We start from the raw sequence: 21,433 nt of genomic DNA, 5'->3' as shown, positions 1-21,433 counted from the left end.
AGCAAAAGCTATCATATTTTATGGGCTGGTAAATAATTTTGTAAAAAAGCAAAGCAAAGTACAATGGGATTTATTTTTACATTTGGGTAAAAAGTTTAGTTTTGCAGTTTTGGTATTGTTTTAAAGCATAAAAGAGGATCATCTTTTATTTTTTAGCATAATAGCAGAAATTTGCCGTCCGTAATCAGGTTCGCTGCGGTGTATTGCACGGCGATAGGAGAAAAAACGCTTTTCATCCTTGTAGGTGCAAAGCTCTACACAAGAAGCATTAACGCCTGCTTCGATGAGTTGATTCATAATGAATGCCCACAGATTAAAGTAAAAGTGATTTATTTTGTCTGTTTTTATAAAATATTTTTGGTATTTGCAGTGGCAATCAATAAATTGGTCGTAAAATTCACTTGTTACTTCGTAGTGATAAGGACCAATACAAGGTCCAAGGACTGCTGTTATTGATTGTCTTTTGGCTCCTTGTTTTTCCATAACAGCAATTGTTTTCTCGATAATTCCATTTAAACTTCCGCGCCAGCCAGCATGAGTTGCAGCGATGACACCTGCTTGTGGATCAGCAAACAGAATGGGTCCGCAATCTGCTGTAAGAATGCCGATTACGAGTTCTTGTGTGGTGGTAACGAGAGCATCGGCTTTAGGAGGGGAGCCGATAAAAGCTTTATCAACGACAACGACTTCACAAGAGTGTATTTGATTGACAGTGACTAAATTTTGTACCTCAACATCAAAATAATGAGCGACCAAAGTGCGGTTTTGTGTAATATGTTCAGGGTGATCATTTGAGCTTTGGCCAACATTAAGGCTTTGGTAAAGGCTTTTTGAAACACCACCTTGACGAGTAAAAAAACCATGTTCTATCCCATGGGGTTGTAAAGTAGAAAGATTTTTTGCAAGAATGGGATGAGGGATAGATTTCATAAAAGTTCCTTATGGAGATTATTTGAAGTGAGGGTGGAGATGTTCATATTTGTCAATGAATATTTCAGATAATGATGTGCTTATTGACAAAAGCGCCGATCATCAAAATTGGGGAGGTATGGAGATGTTTTTATCACTGAAATGTAAAACTTTAAATAATTTTCCCATTTGATCTTGACCAGCGAGCCGTTCGATGTCCTGGCGGATTTTGTCTTGCAAAGGAGCACTTTTGCCAACTCCAAGCTGTTTTGCGCGCTCCAGTAGCCCCATTTTTAAAAGAAAATCTCCTTGCTCGAAGATTTCAGCAAAACAACCTTGTTCAAGGGCTATGTTTTTTAAAAAAGAAAAATCAACATGGGATGTTAAATCATGTTCACCAGGGGCATCAAAAATATCACGAAATCTATGTTTTGACAGTGCTTGCAAGGTATCGCCAAATGCAAGATCAGCAGCACCATAATCAATGAGCAAAGCAGAACCTGTCACTTGCACTAAATGGTGGCTGATTTGTTGCATGAATTGATGCCGTAAGGGGGCATATTCAAAAATTGTTCCGTCAGGCACTTTAGAACAATAGGTTTGTAGATAAGAAGAGGGAAGTTTATGCGGGGCAGCAATAAAGATGAGATCTCCATCTTGATTGACTGTAATGCAGCGCTCTTTCCATTCTCCATTGACTTTAATATATTGGTTGATAGGGAGTGTATCGAGAAATTCATTAGCTATTAAGAAGAGTGGTTTTGGGGGGATTTGATCAAAACTTTCAATGCTATGGATTTGTTTTTGATAGGAGGAAAGGCGCTTTTTTTGTTCTTCTGCAAGCTTTTTACTTATTTCAAGGAGAAAAACTTCAGCAGATTCAAATGCTGTCGTGGATAATTTTTGAATGGTACGCAAAACATCATCCATGAGAGTTCCACGTCCTGGACCTATTTCAGCGAGGATAAAAGGGCGAGGAGAACCATGAGCGTTCCAGCTTGCGAGAGCCCAAATCCCGATCATTTCTCCAAATAATTGGCTTATTTCAGGTGCTGTAATGAAATCACCGGTACGTCCAAAAGGTGTTTGTGTTTGATAATAACCAAATTGAGGATCTGTAAGTGCCAACGTCATATATTGGCTAACAGTGATTGGTCCATTAAGGGCAATAATTTCTTTAATTTTTTCTTTTAGATTGGCCATTTTCTGTCGATTTATATTTAAAGGCATGGAGAAGAAGATAAAACCCTAAAAGAAGCATGGGAAGAGATAAAGCCATGCCATAGGTAAAACCAGTAGAATGGAAAAGAGTCGAAAACCATTCTGGATCTTCTTGAGGCGCACGGTAAACTTCAGAAATGCTGCGCGCTACTGCGTAGCCTATAATAAATGTTCCTGCAACAGCTCCAGGGCGCTTTAATGCTTTGAAGGCAAAAGTGATAAGGCATAAGATGATGAAGAGAAGAAATCCTTCCATGAAAGCTTCGTAAAGTTGGCTTGGATGGCGCGGTAGATAGTGAGGATCGAGAGGAAAACAAACAGCCCAAGGACGTGTAGTAATATTGCCCCATAACTCTTGGTTAATGAAGTTGCAAATTCGTACAATGCCGATACCAATAGGAGCACCTGCAGCAATGATATCAAACATGGCCCGTATGTTAATATGATTTTTACGGGCAAACCAGATCATAGCAATGATAATACCAATAAGTCCGCCATGAAAGGACATTCCCCCATCCCATACGGCAATGATAGCACTTGGATGGTTAAAATAGTAAATGGGATCCCATACAAGAACTTGTCCTAAACGCCCTCCGACAACAACACTTATGGCAGACCAGACAACAAAATCTCCGATCTTTTCTTTATCCATAGGAGGGTGGTCTCTATACCATAGAGATGTTTTTTTTAATAATTTTTGCGCATACCACCAAGCAAAAAGAATACCCACCACGTAACCAAGTCCATACCAATGAAGTGCTATGGGACCTAGCTGGATAATGACAGGATCAAGAAAAGACGGAAAAGCAATGGCTGGACAAGACAGATTGTTCATGAATTAAGCATCTTACATTATACGAGATGAATATGAAGTGACTCTAATGGTCAGAAATGACAGATGAATGCGCAATGGTCAAGTCAGTAGGGAGGCTAGTCAGAAAGGGGGATAGATTTCCACTGGTTTATCGCGGTAAAAAAATGGTGATAAAAGAAATATTAAAAAATCTTAAAAAATCGTCATGAAAAATCTGCACAGTATATAAAATATAGGGTAAAAGGAACAAATTACAGTATCTAAATGTTATGAGAATACGCTATAATGCGTGCGTCAATAATTAAAATTTAAGGAAAAATGTTATGCGTAATGGATCAAATCGTATTCTTGATGAATTAGCAAAATTAGCAACAGATGCTGCTGACGTCGCGCAAGGTATACGACGTGAAGCTGGAACAGCTTTTCGTGTGCAGGCTGAAAAGATAGCAAACAAACTTGATCTTGTTTCTCGCGAAGAGTTTGAGACTTTTAAGGAGATGGTGCTGAAAATCCATGCTGATAATGCTGATTTGAAAAGGCGCCTTGATGATTTAAAAAAAGATGATTTAAAAAACGCAGACACAAAAAAGTAAGATAGTTTCTTAAAAAAAGAATCTTCAAAAAAATATCCCCAATTTTTCAATATGATGCGTGAAAATAAAAAATGCTTAATCTTGAGTCTGTTAGGGCGGAGCATTTGTTTATTTTTGATTTTTTTTTGGGTAAAATACATTTTTTTGAATCAGGGGGGCTGGCGCTATGAAATTGTATCAATACACTGAAAAGACTTGATGATTCGTTTTATGACTATCAGGTTGCCCTAAACAGCGCGATTGTGTTCTGGGTGTTTGTGTACTGTCGATGTTTTTATGTGTATTTGTTTGTTGTAAAGGTCCTGATTGTAGCAAAATATTGTTACAGTTTAGGCGGTTTATATTCTGTTGACAATGTTTTTAAGATGATTGAGGATTGTGATGAGGCTTGCATTTTGCGCCACAGAGAGAAAAGAGCACCCTGTTGACTTTATCGAACAGATTGCCTGTGAATATGATTGGTCGTTTGAGCGGGATGCGCAAGATGAAATTAGCGTTTGTGTGGAAGGAAAGCGCGCAAATTATCGTCTTGCTTTTTCATGGATGGAAGAGCATGAAGCACTTCATTTGGCTTGTTCGTTTGATCTCTCTATTAAAAATGCTCGAACAGCTGAAATACAGCGCTTATTGCTAGCAATTAATGAAAAGTTGTTGTTGGGACATTTTGATTACTGGCAAAGGAATAATTCAGTTATTTATCGGCAAGGTCTTCTTTTGGCTGGTGGGATGCATCCATCTCATATACAGGTTGAAACATTGTTGATACATGCACTTAAAGTCTGTGAAAGCCATTATGTTGCATTTCAGATGGTTGCTTTGTCGGGAGAAAGTGCTTACAAGGCACTGCAGTACACTTTGTTTGAAACTGTAGGGAATGCCTAAAATACACAGTCTGTTATTTTTACAGATGGTTTGCTGAAATATTGCTCATAGGGGGATATCGATGATAGCGCGTAATCCCCCAAGTGGGCTTTCATCTAATTGTATATTGCCACCATGGCTGCGTGCTATGTCTTGAGCAATAGAAAGACCAAGTCCTGTTCCACTTGCATCTTGATTTCGCGCTTTATCAAGTCGAAAGAATGGCTTAAAAACTTCTGTACGCATATTTTCATGAATTCCAGGTCCATTATCATCGATTATCAATATAAAAGATTCTTGTTGAGAGTTAGCTGTTAGTTTAACGGTTGTGCCGTAACAAAATGCATTTGATACAAGATTGCTGACCAAGCGTGTGAAAGCACGGGGACGTACTTGTATTTCTGTAGGACCTTCAATGGTGTAAGAAAATTGACGTTTGTGAAGATGAGCATCGGCGGAGAATTTTTGCATAAGAGCATTTAAATCAAAAGTCTTGACACTTTCACTTCCTTCACCACGAGCAAAAGCAAGATAATCTTCTAACATATTTTGCATGTCACTTACATCTTGCTCAAGCGGTTTAATATCAAAGTCAGTATTTACTAATGCTAGCTGAAGTTTAAAGCGTGTAAGAATGGTTCTTAAATCATGACTTACTCCTGAGAGCATCATGGTGCGTTGTTCGATTTGGCGTTCAATACGTTCTCGCATACGTAAAAAAGCAATGCCAGCACGACGGACTTCATCAGCTCCTTGTGGTTGAAATCCTTTTGGTAAAGGACGACCGCGTCCAAAGCTTTCTGCTGCTTCAGCTAATTGTTGAATAGGTTTAATTTGATTGCGCAAAAAGTATATTGCTATCAGCAATAAAACAAGAGCTGTTCCTACCATCCAGCTTAAAAAAATAGCAGTATTGGAAGCGTAGGCTTGGCTGCGTGGAGCAAAGACGCGTAAGATGTTGTGACCAAGGTGGATACGGATTTCAACAAGATCAGAATCTCCTACGGTATCGATCCAGAAGGGACGGTTAATTTGGCGGGTGATTTCTTCACTTAAAAAATAGTCAAGAATTGCAAAAAATGGCTTAGGTCCTGGAGGGGGAAGAGGGGAAGGGGGTAGGATAGAAATGTTTAATCCCATGCGTTGTTGTGCAATACGCTTGATATCTTCATAGTTATCTTGTTGTGGATATGTTTCAAGAATATCAATAATGGCTGAAATGTCATGCACGACAGCCATTGAAAGACGCTCGGTTACCATTTGCCAATGGCGTTCCATAAAGACATAAGCAATGACTGTTTGCAGAAGTACCATGGGAGCGATAATAATGATCAAAGAGCGAGCATAAAGCCGTTTAGGCATTTTTTTCGTTAACCATCGAAGAAAAAATCTTAAAGGCTTGATCATTCTTGTGCCTATTCAATAGAGAGTTTGTACCCTATTCCTCGCACGGTTTGGAGCCATATAGGCAGTGCTGGGTTTTTTTCGATTTTACGACGAAGGCGGTTGATCTGTACATCAATGGCACGTTCATTTATATTGCTGTCATCGGCCGCGAATTTATGGCGCGGAATTGTATCGCCTGCATTTTCGGCAAAAATGACCATCATTTCTTGTTCTTTATCTGTTAATTTAATAACTTCTCCCCCTTTTTTGAGTTCGCGCCGTGAAATTGAAAATATATAAGGTCCAAAAACGATTTGCTCGATTTTTGGTTGGTGAGGGGGAAAGCCACGCCGTAAAATGGCATTGATACGAAGGAGAAGCTCACGAGGATCAAAAGGCTTAGCAAGATAATCATCTGCACCTGCTTCTAAGCCATGGATACGATTGTCTATTTCTGATAAAGCTGTTAGCATGAAGATAGGAACATCCTTTGTTTGGCGGAGTGAATGAGTAAGATCAATACCGTTTTCACCAGGCATCATGACATCAACAATAAGAAGATCAAAATCTAAACTTGCCAACAGTCGTCTTGCTTCATTAGCATTGGCTGAAACTGAAACACGAAATCCATTTTTAATGAGAAACTGAAATAAAAGATTGCGGATACGAGTGTCGTCATCAATCACAAGAAGGTGAGGTGCGTCATCACACAAAACTTGAACATGATCGGACATTCTTAAAAACCTTGACAAAAATTTAGTTTACACAAAATGCAAGTTTACATAAGTTGTATAAAGCTGTCGAGCAGCACCTTTACCTTAAAGGAGAGAAAGTTTTATTTATAAATTTAAAAAAGTTATTTTTGAAAAGGATATTATGGGTAGTCTTAATATACATATTATTCCAGTTACGACATTCCAACAAAATTGCACTTTGCTTTTTGATAGTGAATGTAAAACGGGGGTTCTCGTTGATCCCGGTGGTGATTGGCCGCGGATTCAAGACGTAATCGAAAAGAATGGCGTTATCGTTGAGGCTATTTGGATAACACATGGTCATTTTGATCATGTGGGAGCAGCAATGCAAGCGAAAGAGGCGCTTAATGTAAAAATTATCGGTTCACATCGCGATGATAAGCCTGTGATGGATGCCGTGAGCGAAAGCGCAAAAAATTACGGCATCACTGATGCATGCATCTGTATTCCTGACCAATGGTTAGAAGATGGTGAGTGCGTTCATTTTGCTGGACATGTGTTTAAGGTTTTTCACACCCCAGGACATTCTCCTGGTCATGTTATTTATTTCAATGAAAAAGAACGCTTAGCTCTCTTGGGTGATGTGCTCTTTCGTGGTTCTATTGGACGCACTGATTTCCCCTTCTGTTCTCATGAAAAATTGATGCAATCTCTTCGAGAAAAAGTTTTACCCTTAGGCGATGATGTTTGTTTTATCTGTGGGCATGGTCCTAAAAGTAGCATAGGCTATGAGCGCCAAAATAATCCTTTTCTTCAAGATTTTAATATATGAGCAAACAAAAAAACGCTTTGAAGCGTTTTTTTGTGCCATTTAAGACTTTTTTAGTAGAAGAGAAGTTAATTTATTGGGGCATAACAAATGTGTTCCAAACCATTACGGTCTCGAAAAGTTCCTGTTTTAGGATTGAAGGAACGGTATTTTTTCTTGCAATAGTTAAGCCAATCAGATTCTAATGATTGCTGGAGTGGCTTATATGCCACCGTTTGCTGCACTTGATAAACTCTTTGATTTTGCGGAACTTTTTGATAAACTACCTGATTTTGTGGTACTATTTGATAAACCACCTGTGGCTGTTCTGATTTTTTTAAAATTGTACCAAGAATACCCACCGCTAAAGCATCACCTGAGTTGTCTATATGAATATTACTGTGTTTTGTTTTTTCGCGCTCAATGTGATGATATGTTTTGTTTTCAACATGATGATGATGATGATGATGATGATGTTGATGATGATGATGATGATGATGTTGTTGTTGTTGTTTCTTGCTTTTGTCGTTGTCATTAGAACAGCCGTCGAAATCATCCATAAATTTTTGGAAATCATCAGGAAAAAAGCCACGTTTTCTATCAGAACAACGGGAGCGAGAAAAACTGGAACGCAAGATATCAATTTCCTTATCCATTTCCCTTATCGCATCATCTGCTTCTTTACGCATCTTCCTCATCATATCATCTGTTTCTCTCGTGATAGAGTGAGTAAAGTTCCATGCCATATCCGCAAGCGTTGCATTTAGCGGCATGAAAACGGTTGCAGTTGACATTGCTGATAATACCGCTAGCTTGATCACCTTTTTCATAATGATGCTCCTTGTGTAAATCCGTATTTTTCACATCCTATACGTTTCAAACTGAATAGAGCCTGAATAATTTTGGACTTTATTGTGACAAAACAAATGAAAATTCATTTAGTTAAACCTATCGTGAGTACAGTAAAATAAAATCATGACAGAATTTTGATTTCAATTAATGTACTCTGCTTGAGGTTAATTAATAAGTTTGTAGTAAGAGTCCCCGATTTTTTACTATGGAATATAAACTCTTTATTTAGGGATACGTTTTGTATCACTTGATACAATATAAATTGAATAATAGGTGTATGAATAAAAGTTATCATTTTTTATCATAAGCTTATGGTGCTATGATAAAGTCTTGTTTTACTTTATTTGTTTTATAGAACAGTGTCCTATTTGAATATTCTCTTGTAATGATAAATAATATTTGAGTTCTATATCAGATTATAAATGTATAAATATAATATATTTTATGATATTTTTGATATATATAAGACATTTTCTTTAAATTTGTCTGCTTTTTTAGAGTTTGGAAATTTTTTATATTTTTAGGTATTTTTTATAACGCGGTTTAACAAGAAAAATTACTTAAAAAGTCAATAAAGTTTAGGCATTTTTTGTAAAATGTTCTCTCTCATGGTGTTTTAGATAAATTGGAGCTCCCTTGATGTTTGAGGTTGTCTATTTTGCGGATAATGCTGTTTGCTTTTGAGCTTTAGTCGTTTTTTTAGAAGAGCTGAAGATTATTTTAGGCGGTTTGAAATTTCTTACTCCTTTGTTGATTGCGTTTTTTTTCGTTTTATTGTTGCTTGATTAGGGGTGTTTTTACCAGATTTCCCTTTTCGATTTTCCAAAATACCAGTGTCCATGGTTGGTCCCATGTGTGCAAGGTCTGGTTTGGAGAAAAGACTTGGTTGTAACACGGGCTCAAGGGTGGATTGTTCGCTATGATGTGTTAAGGGGTTCTCAGCGATTTCTAGTTCTATCTTTTGTAATTGTTTGATTTCATCGCGAAGTCGCGCTGCTTCTTCAAAGTTGAGATCAGCAGCTGCTTCATGCATTAATTTTTCAAGGTATTTAATATGAGATGCTAAATTGTTGCCAACCATATTTTTTTTTCTCGATAACATCAGGGATATTTGTGCGAATATGGTTGTTTTCATAGCCTGAATTGAGAATATCTCCGATATTTTTTTTGATACTTTTGGGTATGATATGGTGTTCTTCATTATAGGCTATTTGTTTTTGTCGACGTCTTTGTGTCTCCTGTAAGGCTCGTTCTATGGAGCCTGTGATTGTATCTGCATAGAGGATAACGTGGCCATCTACGTTACGTGCAGCACGTCCGATTGTTTGTATGAGGGAAGTTTCAGAGCGCAAAAAGCCCTCCTTATCAGCATCTAGAATGGCAACAAAACCACATTCTGGAATATCTAAGCCTTCTCGGAGCAAGTTGATACCGATGAGGACATCAAAGGTGCCAAGCCGCAGATCGCGTAGAATTTCAATGCGTTCTAATGTATCAATGTCAGAATGCATATAGCGTACGCGAATATCTTGTTCGTGGAGATATTCAGTTAAGTCCTCGGCCATACGCTTTGTGAGAACTGTCACCAATGTACGGTAGCCTTTTTGAATTGTTTTACGAATTTCATTTACAACATCATCGACTTGATTGCTGGCTGGACGAACCTCTGTTGGCGGATCAATGAGCCCTGTTGGACGAATAATTTGTTCTGCAAAAGTGCCATGAGATTGTTCTATTTCCAAGCGTCTTGGTGTTGCAGAGACAGCAGTCGTTTGTGGGCGCATGGCAACCCATTCTGTTTCCATGAGAAATTGATAAAATCCCTTCGAGAAAAAGTTTTGCCCTTAGGCGACGACGTTTATTTTATCTGTGGGTATGGCCCCCAAAGTAGCATAGGCTATGAATGCCTATGGAATCCTTTTCTTCAAGAGATTTAAGAGGGGGGGAGGGCATAAAAAACCCGCTTTAGAGCGGGCTTTTCTCAATGTTAATTCAATTTACTGGAGCATAGCAGACATGATTTAAGCCATCTCTGCCTCGAAAAGTCCCTGTTTTAGGGTTGAAGGAACGGTATTTTTTCTTGCAATAGTTAAGCCAATCAGATTCTGATGATTGTTGTACTGGCTCATATTCCACCGTTGGCTGTACTTGATAAATCACCTGATTTTGTGGTACGTCTTGATAGATAATTTGTGGCTGTTCTGGTTTTTTTAAAACTTTACTAAGAACTGCACCTGCTGCAAGAGCAAGAATGCCCAATGCTAAAGCATTTCCTTGAATATTACTGTGTTTTGTCTTTTTGCGTTCGACATAATGATATGTCTTGCTTTCAACGTGATGCTGATGTTGTTCTCTCCATGTCTGGCTGAAATAATGACGCTTGTGGGGATCATCAAAAGAGTGATGTTTACTATGAAAAGAATGGGAGCTAAAATTGCGAGACGGTAAACCAGACTCCCTCTTCATTTCACTCATTTGATACCATGCCATATCCGCAAGCGTTGTATTTAGCGGCATGAAAACGGTTGCAGTTGACATTGCTGATAATACCGCTACCCTGATCACCTTTTTCATAATGATGCTCCTTGTGTAAATTCGTATTTTTCACATCCTACACGTTTCAAACTGAATAGAGCCTGAATAATTTTGGACTTTATTGTGGCAAAACAAATGAAAATTCATTTAGTTAAACCCATTGCGGATACAGTAAAATAAAATCATGACAGAATTTTGATTTCAATTAATGTACTATGCTTGAGGTTAATTAATAAGTTTGTATTGAGAGTACCCGATTTTTTACTATGGAATATAAACTCTTTATTTAGTGATACTTTTTGCATCACTTGATACAATATAAATTGAATAATAGGTGTATGAATAAAAGTTATCATTTTTTATCATAAGCTTATGGTTCTACGATAAAGTCTTTTTTTACTTTATTTGTATTATAGAACAGTGTCATTTTTTAATATTATCTTATGATGATAAGTAATATTTGAGTTCTATATCAGATTATAAATGTATAAATATAATATATTTTATGATATTTTTGATATATATAAAACATTCTCTTTAAATTTGTCTGCTTTTTTAGAGTTTAGAAGTTTTTTACATTTTTAGGGATTTTTTATAACGCGGTTTAACAAGAAAAATTACTTAAAAAGTCAATAAAGTTTAGGCATTTTTTGTAAAATGTTCTCTCTCATGGTGTTTTAGATAAATTGGAGCTCCCTTGATGTTTGAGGTTGTCTATTTTGCGGATAATGCTGTTTGCTTTTGAGCTTTAGTCGTTTTTTTAGAAGAGCTGAAGATTATTTTAGGCGGTTTGAAATTTCTTACTCCTTTGTTGATTGCGTTTTTTTTCGTTTTATTGTTGCTTGATTAGGGGTGTTTTTACCAGATTTCCCTTTTCGATTTTCCAAAATACCAGTGTCCATGGTTGGTCCCATGTGTGCAAGGTCTGGTTTGGAGAAAAGACTTGGTTGTAACACGGGCTCAAGGGTGGATTGTTCGCTATGATGTGTTAAGGGGTTCTCAGCGATTTCTAGTTCTATCTTTTGTAATTGTTTGATTTCATCGCGAAGTCGCGCTGCTTCTTCAAAGTTGAGATCAGCAGCTGCTTCATGCATTAATTTTTCAAGGTATTTAATATGAGATGCTAAATTGTTGCCAACCATATTTTTTTTTCTCGATAACATCAGGGATATTTGTGCGAATATGGTTGTTTTCATAGCCTGAATTGAGAATATCTCCGATATTTTTTTTGATACTTTTGGGTATGATATGGTGTTCTTCATTATAGGCTATTTGTTTTTGTCGACGTCTTTGTGTCTCCTGTAAGGCTCGTTCTATGGAGCCTGTGATTGTATCTGCATAGAGGATAACGTGGCCATCTACGTTACGTGCAGCACGTCCGATTGTTTGTATGAGGGAAGTTTCAGAGCGCAAAAAGCCCTCCTTATCAGCATCTAGAATGGCAACAAAACCACATTCTGGAATATCTAAGCCTTCTCGGAGCAAGTTGATACCGATGAGGACATCAAAGGTGCCAAGCCGCAGATCGCGTAGAATTTCAATGCGTTCTAATGTATCAATGTCAGAATGCATATAGCGTACGCGAATATCTTGTTCGTGGAGATATTCAGTTAAGTCCTCGGCCATACGCTTTGTGAGAACTGTCACCAATGTACGGTAGCCTTTTTGAATTGTTTTACGAATTTCATTTACAACATCATCGACTTGATTGCTGGCTGGACGAACCTCTGTTGGCGGATCAATGAGCCCTGTTGGACGAATAATTTGTTCTGCAAAAGTGCCATGAGATTGTTCTATTTCCCAGCGTCCTGGTGTTGCAGAGACGGCAATAGTTTGTGGGCGCATGGCATCCCATTCTTCAAAGCGTAAAGGGCGATTGTCCATACAGGAAGGTAGGCGAAACCCATATTCTGCTAGGGTTGCTTTTCTTCGAAAATCACCTCGGTACATGCCTCCAATTTGGGGAATGGTTACGTGACTTTCATCGATAAAAACAAGAGCATTGTTTGGAATGTATTCAAACAAGGTTGGTGGTGGTTCTCCGGGTTTTCGTCCTGTTAAATAGCGTGAATAATTTTCGATTCCAGAGCATGAGCCGGTGGTTTCCAACATTTCCAAATCAAAAATTGTACGTTGTTCTAAACGTTGTGCTTCTAAAAGACGTCCAGCTGCGTTCAACTCATCAAGGCGTTGAGCGAGTTCCATTTTGATCGATTTCATCGCTTGATTGAGTGTTGGGCGTGGTGTTACGTAGTGTGAGTTGGCATAAATTTTAATCGATTGAAGATCGCCTGTTTTTTGTCCCGTTAGAGGATCAAATTCCGTAATTGTTTCCACTTCATCGCCAAAGAGCGAAATACGCCAAGCACGATCTTCGAGGTGGGCAGGGAAAATTTCAATTGTATCCCCTCGAACACGAAAGGAACCACGAATGAAATTGATATCTTGTCGATAATACTGTTGAGAGACTAAATCAGCCAAGAGTTTTCGTTGATTGAGTTTATCCCCTTTTTCTATTTTGAAGGTCATAGCAGTATAAGTTTCTACTGAACCAATCCCGTAAATACACGATACAGACGCGACAATAATGACGTCATCACGTTCAAGGACAGCACGTGTTGCTGCATGGCGCATACGGTCGATTTGTTCATTAATTGAGGATTCTTTTTCAATATAGGTATCAGAGCGTGCAACGTAGGCTTCTGGCTGATAATAGTCATAATAGGAAACAAAATATTCGACGGCATTGTGGGGAAAAAAACTTTTAAACTCTCCGTAAAGCTGCGCTGCTAGAGTTTTATTTGGTGCTAAGATTAAAGCTGGACGCTGTGTTTCTTCAATGATTTTGGCCATTGTATAGGTTTTTCCTGAGCCGGTAACACCCAAAAGCACTTGTGTACGTTCATCTTTTTGAATTCCCTCAACCAGAGTTTTAATTGCTTGAGGTTGATCTCCTGCAGGTTCAAAGGGTGTTTCGAGTTGAAATGGAATGCCACCTTCAGATTTTTCAGGACGAACAGGGCGGTGAGGTGTCCATAACGCGCCATTCTTAAAAAGAGGATTGCCTGAGGAAATCAGAGCAGAAAGAGCCTCAACTGTTGCTGTAACACCATTTTTCATTGTTGTATCCTTTAATAGAAAAGTGCTGGTGATTTTAAAGAAAATACTAATTTTTACAATTTCATTACGACAACAGCAAAACGTTATTGAACAGATTTATTTTGGTTTATTGGAGCTTTCATTAGGATATTGATCAAGTTTTTTCTATGAGACGAATTCTTCGAAGTGTTTCTTTGGAGGGGGCATATTGTGGTTGTTCGTGGACACTATTGCATTTTTGCCATGATGATATTTAAAATGGCATAAGTTATTATGGCTGTTATGGAGAATAATCGGTACGTTTGGGCACTAAAGACATCGTGTATGTGTGATAAAGATCATTTCCATCTTTAAATGAAAGATAACGAGATGACACCCAACCTATTTGAGTGTTATATCGGATATGGCACCAATTGCCTTCACAGTTTTTAACAAAAACCAATTCTCCAGCAGAGATTAAGCCGCAAAGTGCATACTGAGTGCTAGGACCTGTTCTAAAATTAAGATTTCTCGTAACAAAAGCATCCGCAGCTTCAGATACTGCTGTGGCGAAAAAGAAAGAGCCAAACATAAAAAAAATGACGATTTTTTTCATTCTTCTGTAAAGAATTTCTTTAGAGATTTTCTATCCTTCTCTCTTTGTATCCCATATGATTTCTTTTGCTAGATTATGATAAAACAGAAAAAAATACAATTCTTTCTTCTTTAGGAGATTTTAAAGAGAAGAGTGAAGTTTAACGGTTTAAACACCAAAATGAGATGTTTTAATCACTATTTGTGCATGTTTTGTTTCCTTTATTTATTTTTGTATGGAAAATAGCGATACTGTACTATATAATGAAAAAGATCGTAGTTTTCGGATTCCAAAAGTAATTTTGGAAGCCGTTTTTTGTATTTTTATTAAACCTTCCGTGTAATAGAAAGGGACGGATTATGGAAAAAGTTCCGATGACTACAGCTGGTTTTGAGAGTCTTAAAGAAGAGTTGCGTTGGCGTCAACAACAGGAGCGTCCGCGAATTATTGAAGCAATTTCTGAGGCGCGTGCACATGGTGATTTATCAGAAAATGCTGAGTATCATGCAGCTAAAGAAGCGCAAAGCCATAATGAGGGGCGTATAAATGAGCTTGAAGATTATATCGCACGAGCAGAAGTTATAGATGTTACGCGTCTTTCAGGCGACAAAATAAAATTTGGAGCAACCATTAAACTCTTGGATGAGGATACTGAAGAAAAAAAAGTGTATCAGATCGTAGGAGATCAAGAAGCTGATGTAAAGGTTGGTAAAATCTCTATTTCTTCGCCTATTGCACGTGCACTCATTGGCAAACAAGAAGGTGATGTGATTGAGGTGAATGCACCCGGTGGTGCGCATAATTACGAGATCATTAAGGTTCAGTACATCTAAATAACATATGGATTATTATGCGTGTATCTTTGGATGAAACTGAGATTATTGCGCCTCACTTTAAAAGGCGTTTATCGGGAGTAACATCTACGATTATTCAGCTTATTCCACTGCAACGCGAACAGGGGGTGCGTATATCCACTTTGGGGTTTGGTTTACCACAAACTTTGCCGGCTCTTGCCTTTAAGGACCTTTTCGGACTTTGGAAAAGTCCGAAAGGGAAGCCATTTCGTATTTGGCATGCACGACGCAATATTGAGATGCTTTTTGGGATCTTTTTGCGCGATATCTTGAAAATGAAGCTGAAACTTATCTTTACATCGGCTTCACAACGCCATCATAAACCTTTTACCAAATGGTTGATTCGCTGTATGGATAGGGTTATCGCTACCAGTACACATACGGGCGCTTATCTGGAAGTGCCTCATAAGGTTATTATGCATGGGGTGGATGTGAGGCGTTTTACTCCACCACAGACTCTTGATGATTACTTTTCTTCGACAGGATTTCCAGGAAAATATGCGGTAGGGTGTTTTGGGCGTCTGCGTTACTCAAAGGGAACAGATTTATTTGTTGATGCCATGATAGCGTTATTGCCTGACTATCCTGAATGGACAGCACTTATTGCTGGTCGTACGACAGAGCAATATTATCATTTTGAAAAAGAATTACACCAAAAGATTGCTAAGGCTGGTCTGGATGATCGCATTATTTTTCTTGGTGAGATTCTGGATATCCCTTTGTGGTATCGTCGTTTATCGCTTTATGTTGCACCTTCTCGTACAGAAGGTTTCGGTTTAACACCATTAGAAGCAATGGCATCACAGGTTGCGGTTGTAACGAGTGATGCAGGAGCTTATAAAGAATTGGTGGTCGAGGGAACAGGAACAGTTGTAAAAGCAGGAGATAGAGCGGCTTTAACAGCAGCAATTGAACCTTATTTTTCTGATGTAGAAAAAACATTGGTCGCCGGAAAGAAAGCTTTAACCCATGTTCGTACACACTTTCCTTTGGAAAAGGAGACAACCGAGATTGAGCGTGTTTACAAAGAACTGTTTGCGGAAAAAACACTTTGATTATTATATCAAAAATCTTTTTGAGGAGTGATAAAAAGTGTTTTCCTTAAAGGTTTTTCATAGTCATCAAGAAAACAGCTCAATGATATAAATGTTATTTTACAAAATTTATATTGTCTTTGGTAGAACGCTATAAGAAGTTCTCAAAATTTTGGATAAAAGATTAAAAATGTATACGCTTGAGAGCAATATGTGCTTTATGATGAAGCATACTAGGAGAGAGAAAAATTATTTTTATTCAGTGATATTTTAGAATAAGAAAATAATGCTTTAACTCAAGTCTAGATATACGGTGTCGTACTGATATTGTTCGTTTTGGAAGACTTAAATAGATAGAAAAAACGTTTTCTTGTCTTTAAAAAGATATTTATGGTGTCTCCATGGGTAAAATAGTCGTACATATTTTCAATAAATTCATAATAAGATGGATCTAAGATCAATATATATATATATGATTTCTATAGATAATTTACCTTTTTAATTTGAATAAGAGCTATCCTCTTGCACACCACAATTGGAAGAAAGCATGTGGTGGATAAAAACTATTGAAGACAGGGTATAAAGAAATTTCTTATAAATTGTCTGAAATACAGGCTGTTACGACATTAACAGAAAGAAAATAGTATGGTGGTACTAATTTATATCTTATTTTGTGGTACCGCCTTGCACCTTATTATTATTTAAGTAAAAATGATGGTGCCCATTTTATATCTTTCATGAGAGCTGTCGTGAAATGGGGGTGATGAGTATTGTGAGATGTTTTTTTACAAACAAGCTTGTGAATTCGTAATATAATAGCATTTTATTTTCTATAAGGAGGGAACTCTATTAAAGAGAAAAAGCACTTTTATCAGCAAATATTCATATTTTTTGCATGAGAGATTATTCGTAAAAAAAGGATGTTCTATGTGCCCACTTTATTTGATAAAGAAGATTAATAAAGTGAAGTTTTATATGTTCTGGATTTGAAGGCTCTTGGTATTTGATTGCTCTTGTCGAATTATTTTTATATCAACATTTATATCGTTGATATGATGATTTGTATGAAATTTTAGGAAATCTTCAGTGGATTGAGTGAGGGGTGAATATTATGACTCATACTGTTCACACCTTTTTATGTTGTAAATTTTTTATCATGGTAGAATAAAATGCTTTATGCATTAGAATTGTTCACGCCAGAAAGCGGGAATAAAAAGGACGAATATTGTTATGATTTCAAGGCGTCCAGCTAACATTAGAAAACTTAAAATCCATAAAGCATTATCGTTGATTGTAGAGAAATTACCAGTGGGGCCAATAATATCTCCAAAGCCTGGACCAACATTTGAAAGTGCGGTTAAGACCCCTGTAAAGGCAGAGGTAAAGTCAAGACCGGTTGTAAGCAAAAGTGCAGTGCCGATAACAAGGCAAAACATATAAAGACAGACAAAAAACAAAACGGCTTGAGCAACATCGTTTGATATATTTGAGTGATCGTAGCGCGCCTTTACAACGACATTAGGAGAAAGAAGTTTTTCTATATTTGTTTGTGTAATACGCCAAAGAATAATGAGGCGATTGATTTTCATGCCACCAGAAGTAGAACCAGCACATCCGCCTGTAAAAGAAACAATGAAGAAAATTCCAAGCGCAAATGGTCCCCAAAGTTGATAATCTTCAGCGCTGTAACCTGTGGTGCTAATAATGGATGAAAGGTGAAAAATGACATCAAGGAAAATTAAGTGGAACGCGCGATGATCATAAAACCGTAGCCATGCCGCTAAAGCAAAGCTGAAAAGGAGAACGATATGGAGAAAAACAATCACTTGTGGGTCAAGGAAGCGTTTGGAGTGTCCAGGAAGGACTAATTTGACATAAAGTACGAAGGGCAAAGCAGAAAGCAACATGAAGATTGTTGAAATAATTAAGATGGCTGGTTTATCTAAAAAATAACCAAAAGAAGCATCATGCGTTGAAAAACCAGCTGTTGCGACTGTACTCATTGCATGGTTAATGGCATCAAATAAATTCATGCCTGCAGCAAAATAAGAAAGCATACAAGCCAATGTGAGACCAACATAAGCGATGATAATTCCGTTAGCAATTTGGTTGATGCGAGGCAATATTTTTTCAGATTTATCAGATGATTCCATATGAAAAAGTCGTACGCCACCCACACGCAGTGAAGGCAAAAGTAAGAGGGCTAAACCGATAAAACCAATGCCCCCAATCCAGCATATAAGAGAACGCCATAACAAAATACTTCGCGATAAATTATCAAGATCAGAAAGGACTGTGGAACCTGTTGTTGTAATTCCAGAAACAGATTCAAAAATGGCTCCTGCTAGAGAAATGGGAAGAGGAGAAAGATAAAGAGGTAAGGCACCTACGATGCTTCCTGTTAGCCAAAGACAAACAGTGAGCATAAAGCCAAGCCGTGCTGAAAAACGACAAGTAGCTCCCTTAGTTGCTAAAAGAATCAGCGTTGCTAACATTGTGGTTATGGCACAAGAATAGAGAAAGGTTATCCAATTACGATTGTTGTCGTGCAGATCCACAAAAATTGGCAAAAGCATTGCTCCTGCCATGATTAACGCAAAACGTGCACAGACATTGATAATAAACTGAAAAATGACCGTTCCCTATCTTTGTATCTCTTTTTATTATGGTTTTGTGCTCATAAGAATTTACGTTTTTCTCTTTATAGGATAAAGATTAATTCTTAACATTAGGATGCCTTGATGAAATTGGTAATCAGACCTTTTCATAAAACTTGAAAATGAAGTACATATAACATAATTGGAGTTCTTGAAAAATATTTTTTTAAAAGGCTGCATTCCGTTATCATTTATAGAATAATTAAGTTATAATAAAGTGAAGGGGATTTAATGGTACAATCGCATATTCGTCTGCTGATTATTGGCTCAGGTCCAGCTGGTTATACAGCGGCGGTCTATGCAGCAAGAGCAATGCTTAAGCCGGTTTTGGTGACGGGCTTGCAGCAGGGTGGACAATTGACAATTACAACTGATGTTGAAAATTATCCAGGTTTTGCAGATCCCATTCAAGGACCGTGGTTGATGGAACAAATGGCGAAACAAGCTGAGAATATGGGGACAAAAATTGTCTATGATACAATTATAAAGGCTGATTTGTTGAAGTATCCTTTTGTCTTATATGGGGATTCAGGAACACAATATTCTTGTGATGCACTGATTATTGCAACAGGAGCTCAAGCGCGCTGGCTTGGTTTAGAAAGTGAACAAACCTTTATGGGCGGTGGTGTGTCCGCTTGTGCTACATGTGATGGCTTTTTTTACCGTGATAAGGACGTTATTGTCGTGGGAGGAGGAAATACCGCTGTTGAAGAAGCACTTTATTTATCGCATTTGGCTAAAAGTGTAAGCGTGGTTCACAGGCGGGGGCAGTTTCGGGCAGAAAAAATTTTGCAAGATAGGTTGCTTGCTTGCAAGAACGTACGTATCATTTGGGATCATGTGGTGGAAGAAATTGTGGGGCTGCCAGCACAGGGGGCAGTGGGCGCTGTTGTAACAGGGGCACGTCTGAAAAATGTTAAGACAGGTCACAAGATGACAGTGAATGCAGAGGGAATATTTATTGCTATTGGGCATGATCCTGCTGTTTCTCTGTTTGAAGGACAGCTGAAACAAAAACGAGGCGGTTATTTATGGACAGCACCGGACTCAACAGCAACAAGCATTGCTGGTGTTTTTGCTGCTGGGGATGTAACAGATGAAATATTCCGTCAAGCTGTAACAGCTGCGGGAAGAGGATGTATGGCAGCGTTGGAAGCAGAACGGTTTTTGGATATATCTAAGCGTTAGTAACTCATTGAGAACATAAAGAATCTAGAGGTAGAATTAATTGTGGCGCCACCGTTGGATTGGGATAAGTTAAGGGTTTTCCACGCTGCCGCAGAAGCGGGATCTTTTACGCATGCTGCTCAAAAGCTTCATTTATCTCAGTCAGCAGTTTCACGACAGGTTTCGGCTTTAGAACAAGAGGTTGGGGTATCCTTATTTCAACGTCATGCGCGTGGTTTGATTCTTACAGAACAGGGAGAAACTCTTTATCGTACAGCTCATGATGTTTTGATGAAGCTTGAAAGTGTACGTTTGCAACTAAGTGAAAGCTATGCAAAACCAACGGGGCACTTGCGTGTGACCTCGACCTTTGGAATGGGGGCAGGGTGGATTGCAGAGCGTATGCCAGAATTTCTTAGTCTTTATCCTGATATGCAGGTTCAGCTTTTGCTTTCCGATGAAGAGCTTGATTTGACAATGTGTCATGCGGATTGTGCTGTTCGCTTACATCAACCCCAACAACCTGATCTTATACAAAGAAAACTCTTTACAATTCATATGCATGTTTATGCTTCGGAAAAGTATATTGCAAATTATGGAAAGCCGGAAAAATTGTCTGATCTCGATGAGCATCGTATTATTTCGTTCGGTGAACCTGTCCCACCTTATTTGTCTGGTTTAAATTGGTTGGAAAAGGCTGGTAGAAGTGATGGATCATTGCGCGTTTCAGTTCTACAAATCAACAATATCATCTCAATAAAGAATGCGCTTATGCGTGATCTTGGGATTGCTGTGCTGCCTGATTATATCGTCAATAATGATGAGCATTTGGTGCGTCTTTTTCCTGATATGGTTGATATTCCTTCTTTTGATACTTTTTTTTGTTATCCTTATAATTTAAAGAATTTGGCAAGGTTAAATGCTTTTCGAGATTATATTTTTTTAAAAGCCCGTCAGTGGTCTTTTTAATGTTAATGCCTTAATTTATAAGGAATAATTAACCGTTTTACAATTTGAGACTCCCCTAATATTCTTTCGTTTTAAATTTGCCCATATTGAATCAATTAAAACTATTCGTTGCACATTAAAAGTGGATGGAGTCCGTGTGGAAAAATACTTTTGAAAAAAGGGATAAATGTTTTTTATGAATTCTAGCAAATGTGAGAGTTATTATATATTGAAAACTGGACAATCGTGTGATGGTGTAGCTTACATTTTTATATTTAATTAATAAAGAGTGGTACATGATGGAGACAAATTTAAAGCTATGTGTTTATTGCATAGCAGATACGCTTAAGTCTTTATTGTACTTTTTCTTATAAAATGACATAGAATGCTATCTCTTGATTATGTTGCCTCCCAGTGCATTTTCTT

At 37.8% G+C, this 21,433-nt stretch carries 16 protein-coding genes and 3 pseudogenes; 8 read left to right on the top strand and 11 right to left on the bottom strand.

Annotation, left to right across the window (positions count from 1 at the left end):
- Nucleotides 1–138 precede the first annotated feature (138 nt).
- The 3 genes from pgeF to lgt all read right to left on the bottom strand — a co-directional run bounded on the left by pgeF (nt 139) and on the right by lgt (nt 2,965).
- Nucleotides 139–930, bottom strand: a complete 792-nt coding sequence (pgeF, locus tag ACFIJ8_RS00720) for a peptidoglycan editing factor PgeF (RefSeq protein WP_375638634.1) — start codon at nt 928–930, stop codon at nt 139–141.
- Nucleotides 931–1,032: 102 nt separating this feature from the next.
- Nucleotides 1,033–2,112 (bottom strand): class I SAM-dependent methyltransferase, encoded by a 1,080-nt coding sequence (locus ACFIJ8_RS00715; protein WP_375638632.1) that lies wholly within the window; start codon nt 2,110–2,112, stop codon nt 1,033–1,035.
- Entirely contained in the window at nt 2,087–2,965 is an 879-nt protein-coding gene (lgt, locus tag ACFIJ8_RS00710) for a prolipoprotein diacylglyceryl transferase (protein WP_273788375.1), read from the bottom strand. The genes ACFIJ8_RS00715 and lgt overlap by 26 nt, the downstream gene beginning before the upstream one ends.
- A gap of 302 nt (nt 2,966–3,267) precedes the next feature.
- Here lgt and ACFIJ8_RS00705 point away from each other — a divergent pair, with 302 nt between their 5' ends.
- Together ACFIJ8_RS00705 and ACFIJ8_RS00700 are read left to right on the top strand one after the other, a co-directional pair.
- Nucleotides 3,268–3,537, top strand: coding sequence for an accessory factor UbiK family protein (locus ACFIJ8_RS00705; RefSeq protein ID WP_012754892.1), 270 nt, complete (start codon nt 3,268–3,270; stop codon nt 3,535–3,537).
- A gap of 381 nt (nt 3,538–3,918) precedes the next feature.
- Nucleotides 3,919–4,419, top strand: a complete 501-nt coding sequence (locus tag ACFIJ8_RS00700; RefSeq protein WP_012754893.1) for a YbjN domain-containing protein — start codon at nt 3,919–3,921, stop codon at nt 4,417–4,419.
- A 45-nt stretch (nt 4,420–4,464) separates the two neighbouring features.
- On the opposite strand, the gene ACFIJ8_RS00695 is transcribed toward ACFIJ8_RS00700, so the two are convergent.
- Both ACFIJ8_RS00695 and ACFIJ8_RS00690 read right to left on the bottom strand, forming a co-directional pair.
- Nucleotides 4,465–5,805 carry an ATP-binding protein gene (locus ACFIJ8_RS00695; protein WP_375628147.1) on the bottom strand — a complete coding sequence of 447 codons (1,341 nt, stop codon included), beginning with the start codon at nt 5,803–5,805 and terminating at the stop codon, nt 4,465–4,467.
- Between the two features lie 8 nt (nt 5,806–5,813).
- Nucleotides 5,814–6,518 carry a response regulator gene (locus ACFIJ8_RS00690; RefSeq protein WP_273788373.1) on the bottom strand — a complete coding sequence of 235 codons (705 nt, stop codon included), beginning with the start codon at nt 6,516–6,518 and terminating at the stop codon, nt 5,814–5,816.
- A gap of 142 nt (nt 6,519–6,660) precedes the next feature.
- Between ACFIJ8_RS00690 and ACFIJ8_RS00685 the strand changes: the two genes are divergently transcribed.
- On the top strand, nt 6,661–7,311 hold the full coding sequence (locus tag ACFIJ8_RS00685) for an MBL fold metallo-hydrolase (RefSeq protein WP_375638629.1): 651 nt from the start codon (nt 6,661–6,663) through the stop codon (nt 7,309–7,311).
- Nucleotides 7,312–7,376: 65 nt separating this feature from the next.
- Here ACFIJ8_RS00685 and ACFIJ8_RS00680 read toward each other — a convergent pair whose 3' ends face one another.
- A complete protein-coding gene (locus ACFIJ8_RS00680) occupies nt 7,377–8,117 on the bottom strand; it encodes a BA14K family protein (protein ID WP_375638627.1) in 741 nt (246 codons plus the stop codon).
- A gap of 761 nt (nt 8,118–8,878) precedes the next feature.
- Nucleotides 8,879–9,935: pseudogene (locus ACFIJ8_RS00675) on the bottom strand (helicase-related protein); the annotation flags it as partial.
- On the opposite strand from ACFIJ8_RS00675, the pseudogene ACFIJ8_RS00670 reads away from it, so the two are divergent.
- A pseudogene (locus ACFIJ8_RS00670) lies at nt 9,930–10,076 on the top strand (MBL fold metallo-hydrolase); the annotation flags it as partial. The pseudogenes ACFIJ8_RS00675 and ACFIJ8_RS00670 sit on opposite strands and share 6 nt — an antisense overlap.
- 55 nt (nt 10,077–10,131) lie before the next feature.
- On the opposite strand, the gene ACFIJ8_RS00665 reads toward ACFIJ8_RS00670, so the two are convergent.
- The 3 genes and pseudogenes from ACFIJ8_RS00665 to ACFIJ8_RS00655 form a co-directional block, all read right to left on the bottom strand.
- Nucleotides 10,132–10,713, bottom strand: coding sequence for a BA14K family protein (locus tag ACFIJ8_RS00665; RefSeq protein ID WP_273788370.1), 582 nt, complete (start codon nt 10,711–10,713; stop codon nt 10,132–10,134).
- 761 nt (nt 10,714–11,474) lie between these two features.
- Nucleotides 11,475–13,794, bottom strand: a pseudogene (gene uvrB / locus ACFIJ8_RS00660) (excinuclease ABC subunit UvrB).
- Nucleotides 13,795–14,053: 259 nt separating this feature from the next.
- Nucleotides 14,054–14,368, bottom strand: coding sequence for an SH3 domain-containing protein (locus ACFIJ8_RS00655; RefSeq protein WP_375638625.1), 315 nt, complete (start codon nt 14,366–14,368; stop codon nt 14,054–14,056).
- Between the two features lie 338 nt (nt 14,369–14,706).
- Here ACFIJ8_RS00655 and greA point away from each other — a divergent pair, with 338 nt between their 5' ends.
- Together greA and ACFIJ8_RS00645 are read left to right on the top strand one after the other, a co-directional pair.
- Nucleotides 14,707–15,180 (top strand): transcription elongation factor GreA, encoded by a 474-nt coding sequence (gene greA, locus ACFIJ8_RS00650; protein ID WP_012754902.1) that lies wholly within the window; start codon nt 14,707–14,709, stop codon nt 15,178–15,180.
- A gap of 17 nt (nt 15,181–15,197) precedes the next feature.
- Nucleotides 15,198–16,256 carry a glycosyltransferase family 4 protein gene (locus tag ACFIJ8_RS00645; RefSeq protein WP_273788410.1) on the top strand — a complete coding sequence of 353 codons (1,059 nt, stop codon included), beginning with the start codon at nt 15,198–15,200 and terminating at the stop codon, nt 16,254–16,256.
- Between the two features lie 1,160 nt (nt 16,257–17,416).
- Here ACFIJ8_RS00645 and ACFIJ8_RS00640 read toward each other — a convergent pair.
- Nucleotides 17,417–18,811: a TrkH family potassium uptake protein gene (locus ACFIJ8_RS00640; protein WP_273788411.1), complete on the bottom strand. Its 1,395-nt coding sequence runs from the start codon at nt 18,809–18,811 to the stop codon at nt 17,417–17,419.
- A gap of 312 nt (nt 18,812–19,123) precedes the next feature.
- Here ACFIJ8_RS00640 and trxB point away from each other — a divergent pair, with 312 nt between their 5' ends.
- Together trxB and ACFIJ8_RS00630 are read left to right on the top strand one after the other, a co-directional pair.
- The gene (gene trxB / locus ACFIJ8_RS00635; RefSeq protein WP_375638623.1) at nt 19,124–20,080 is read left to right on the top strand and encodes a thioredoxin-disulfide reductase; all 957 of its coding nucleotides are present in this window, start codon (nt 19,124–19,126) and stop codon (nt 20,078–20,080) included.
- A gap of 42 nt (nt 20,081–20,122) precedes the next feature.
- Nucleotides 20,123–21,028 carry a LysR family transcriptional regulator gene (locus ACFIJ8_RS00630; RefSeq protein ID WP_012754906.1) on the top strand — a complete coding sequence of 302 codons (906 nt, stop codon included), beginning with the start codon at nt 20,123–20,125 and terminating at the stop codon, nt 21,026–21,028.
- Nucleotides 21,029–21,433 lie beyond the last annotated feature (405 nt).

This window comes from Bartonella sp. MF74HXZ (genome assembly GCF_042194445.1).
Taxonomy (GTDB): Bacteria; Pseudomonadota; Alphaproteobacteria; order Rhizobiales; family Rhizobiaceae; genus Bartonella; species Bartonella grahamii.
The sequence above is the reverse complement of the archived record's forward strand: the minus strand, read 5'-3'. Positions and strand labels throughout refer to the sequence as shown.

Coding starts and splice junctions, on each gene's coding strand:
- pgeF (WP_375638634.1), bottom strand. CDS start 930: ATGAAATCTATCCCTCATCCCATTCTTGCAAAAAATCTTTCTACTTTA.
- ACFIJ8_RS00715 (WP_375638632.1), bottom strand. CDS start 2,112: ATGGCCAATCTAAAAGAAAAAATTAAAGAAATTATTGCCCTTAATGGA.
- lgt (WP_273788375.1), bottom strand. CDS start 2,965: ATGAACAATCTGTCTTGTCCAGCCATTGCTTTTCCGTCTTTTCTTGAT.
- ACFIJ8_RS00705 (WP_012754892.1), top strand. CDS start 3,268: ATGCGTAATGGATCAAATCGTATTCTTGATGAATTAGCAAAATTAGCA.
- ACFIJ8_RS00700 (WP_012754893.1), top strand. CDS start 3,919: ATGAGGCTTGCATTTTGCGCCACAGAGAGAAAAGAGCACCCTGTTGAC.
- ACFIJ8_RS00695 (WP_375628147.1), bottom strand. CDS start 5,805: ATGATCAAGCCTTTAAGATTTTTTCTTCGATGGTTAACGAAAAAAATG.
- ACFIJ8_RS00690 (WP_273788373.1), bottom strand. CDS start 6,518: ATGTCCGATCATGTTCAAGTTTTGTGTGATGACGCACCTCACCTTCTT.
- ACFIJ8_RS00685 (WP_375638629.1), top strand. CDS start 6,661: ATGGGTAGTCTTAATATACATATTATTCCAGTTACGACATTCCAACAA.
- ACFIJ8_RS00680 (WP_375638627.1), bottom strand. CDS start 8,117: ATGAAAAAGGTGATCAAGCTAGCGGTATTATCAGCAATGTCAACTGCA.
- ACFIJ8_RS00665 (WP_273788370.1), bottom strand. CDS start 10,713: ATGAAAAAGGTGATCAGGGTAGCGGTATTATCAGCAATGTCAACTGCA.
- ACFIJ8_RS00655 (WP_375638625.1), bottom strand. CDS start 14,368: ATGAAAAAAATCGTCATTTTTTTTATGTTTGGCTCTTTCTTTTTCGCC.
- greA (WP_012754902.1), top strand. CDS start 14,707: ATGGAAAAAGTTCCGATGACTACAGCTGGTTTTGAGAGTCTTAAAGAA.
- ACFIJ8_RS00645 (WP_273788410.1), top strand. CDS start 15,198: ATGCGTGTATCTTTGGATGAAACTGAGATTATTGCGCCTCACTTTAAA.
- ACFIJ8_RS00640 (WP_273788411.1), bottom strand. CDS start 18,811: ATGCTTTTGCCAATTTTTGTGGATCTGCACGACAACAATCGTAATTGG.
- trxB (WP_375638623.1), top strand. CDS start 19,124: ATGGTACAATCGCATATTCGTCTGCTGATTATTGGCTCAGGTCCAGCT.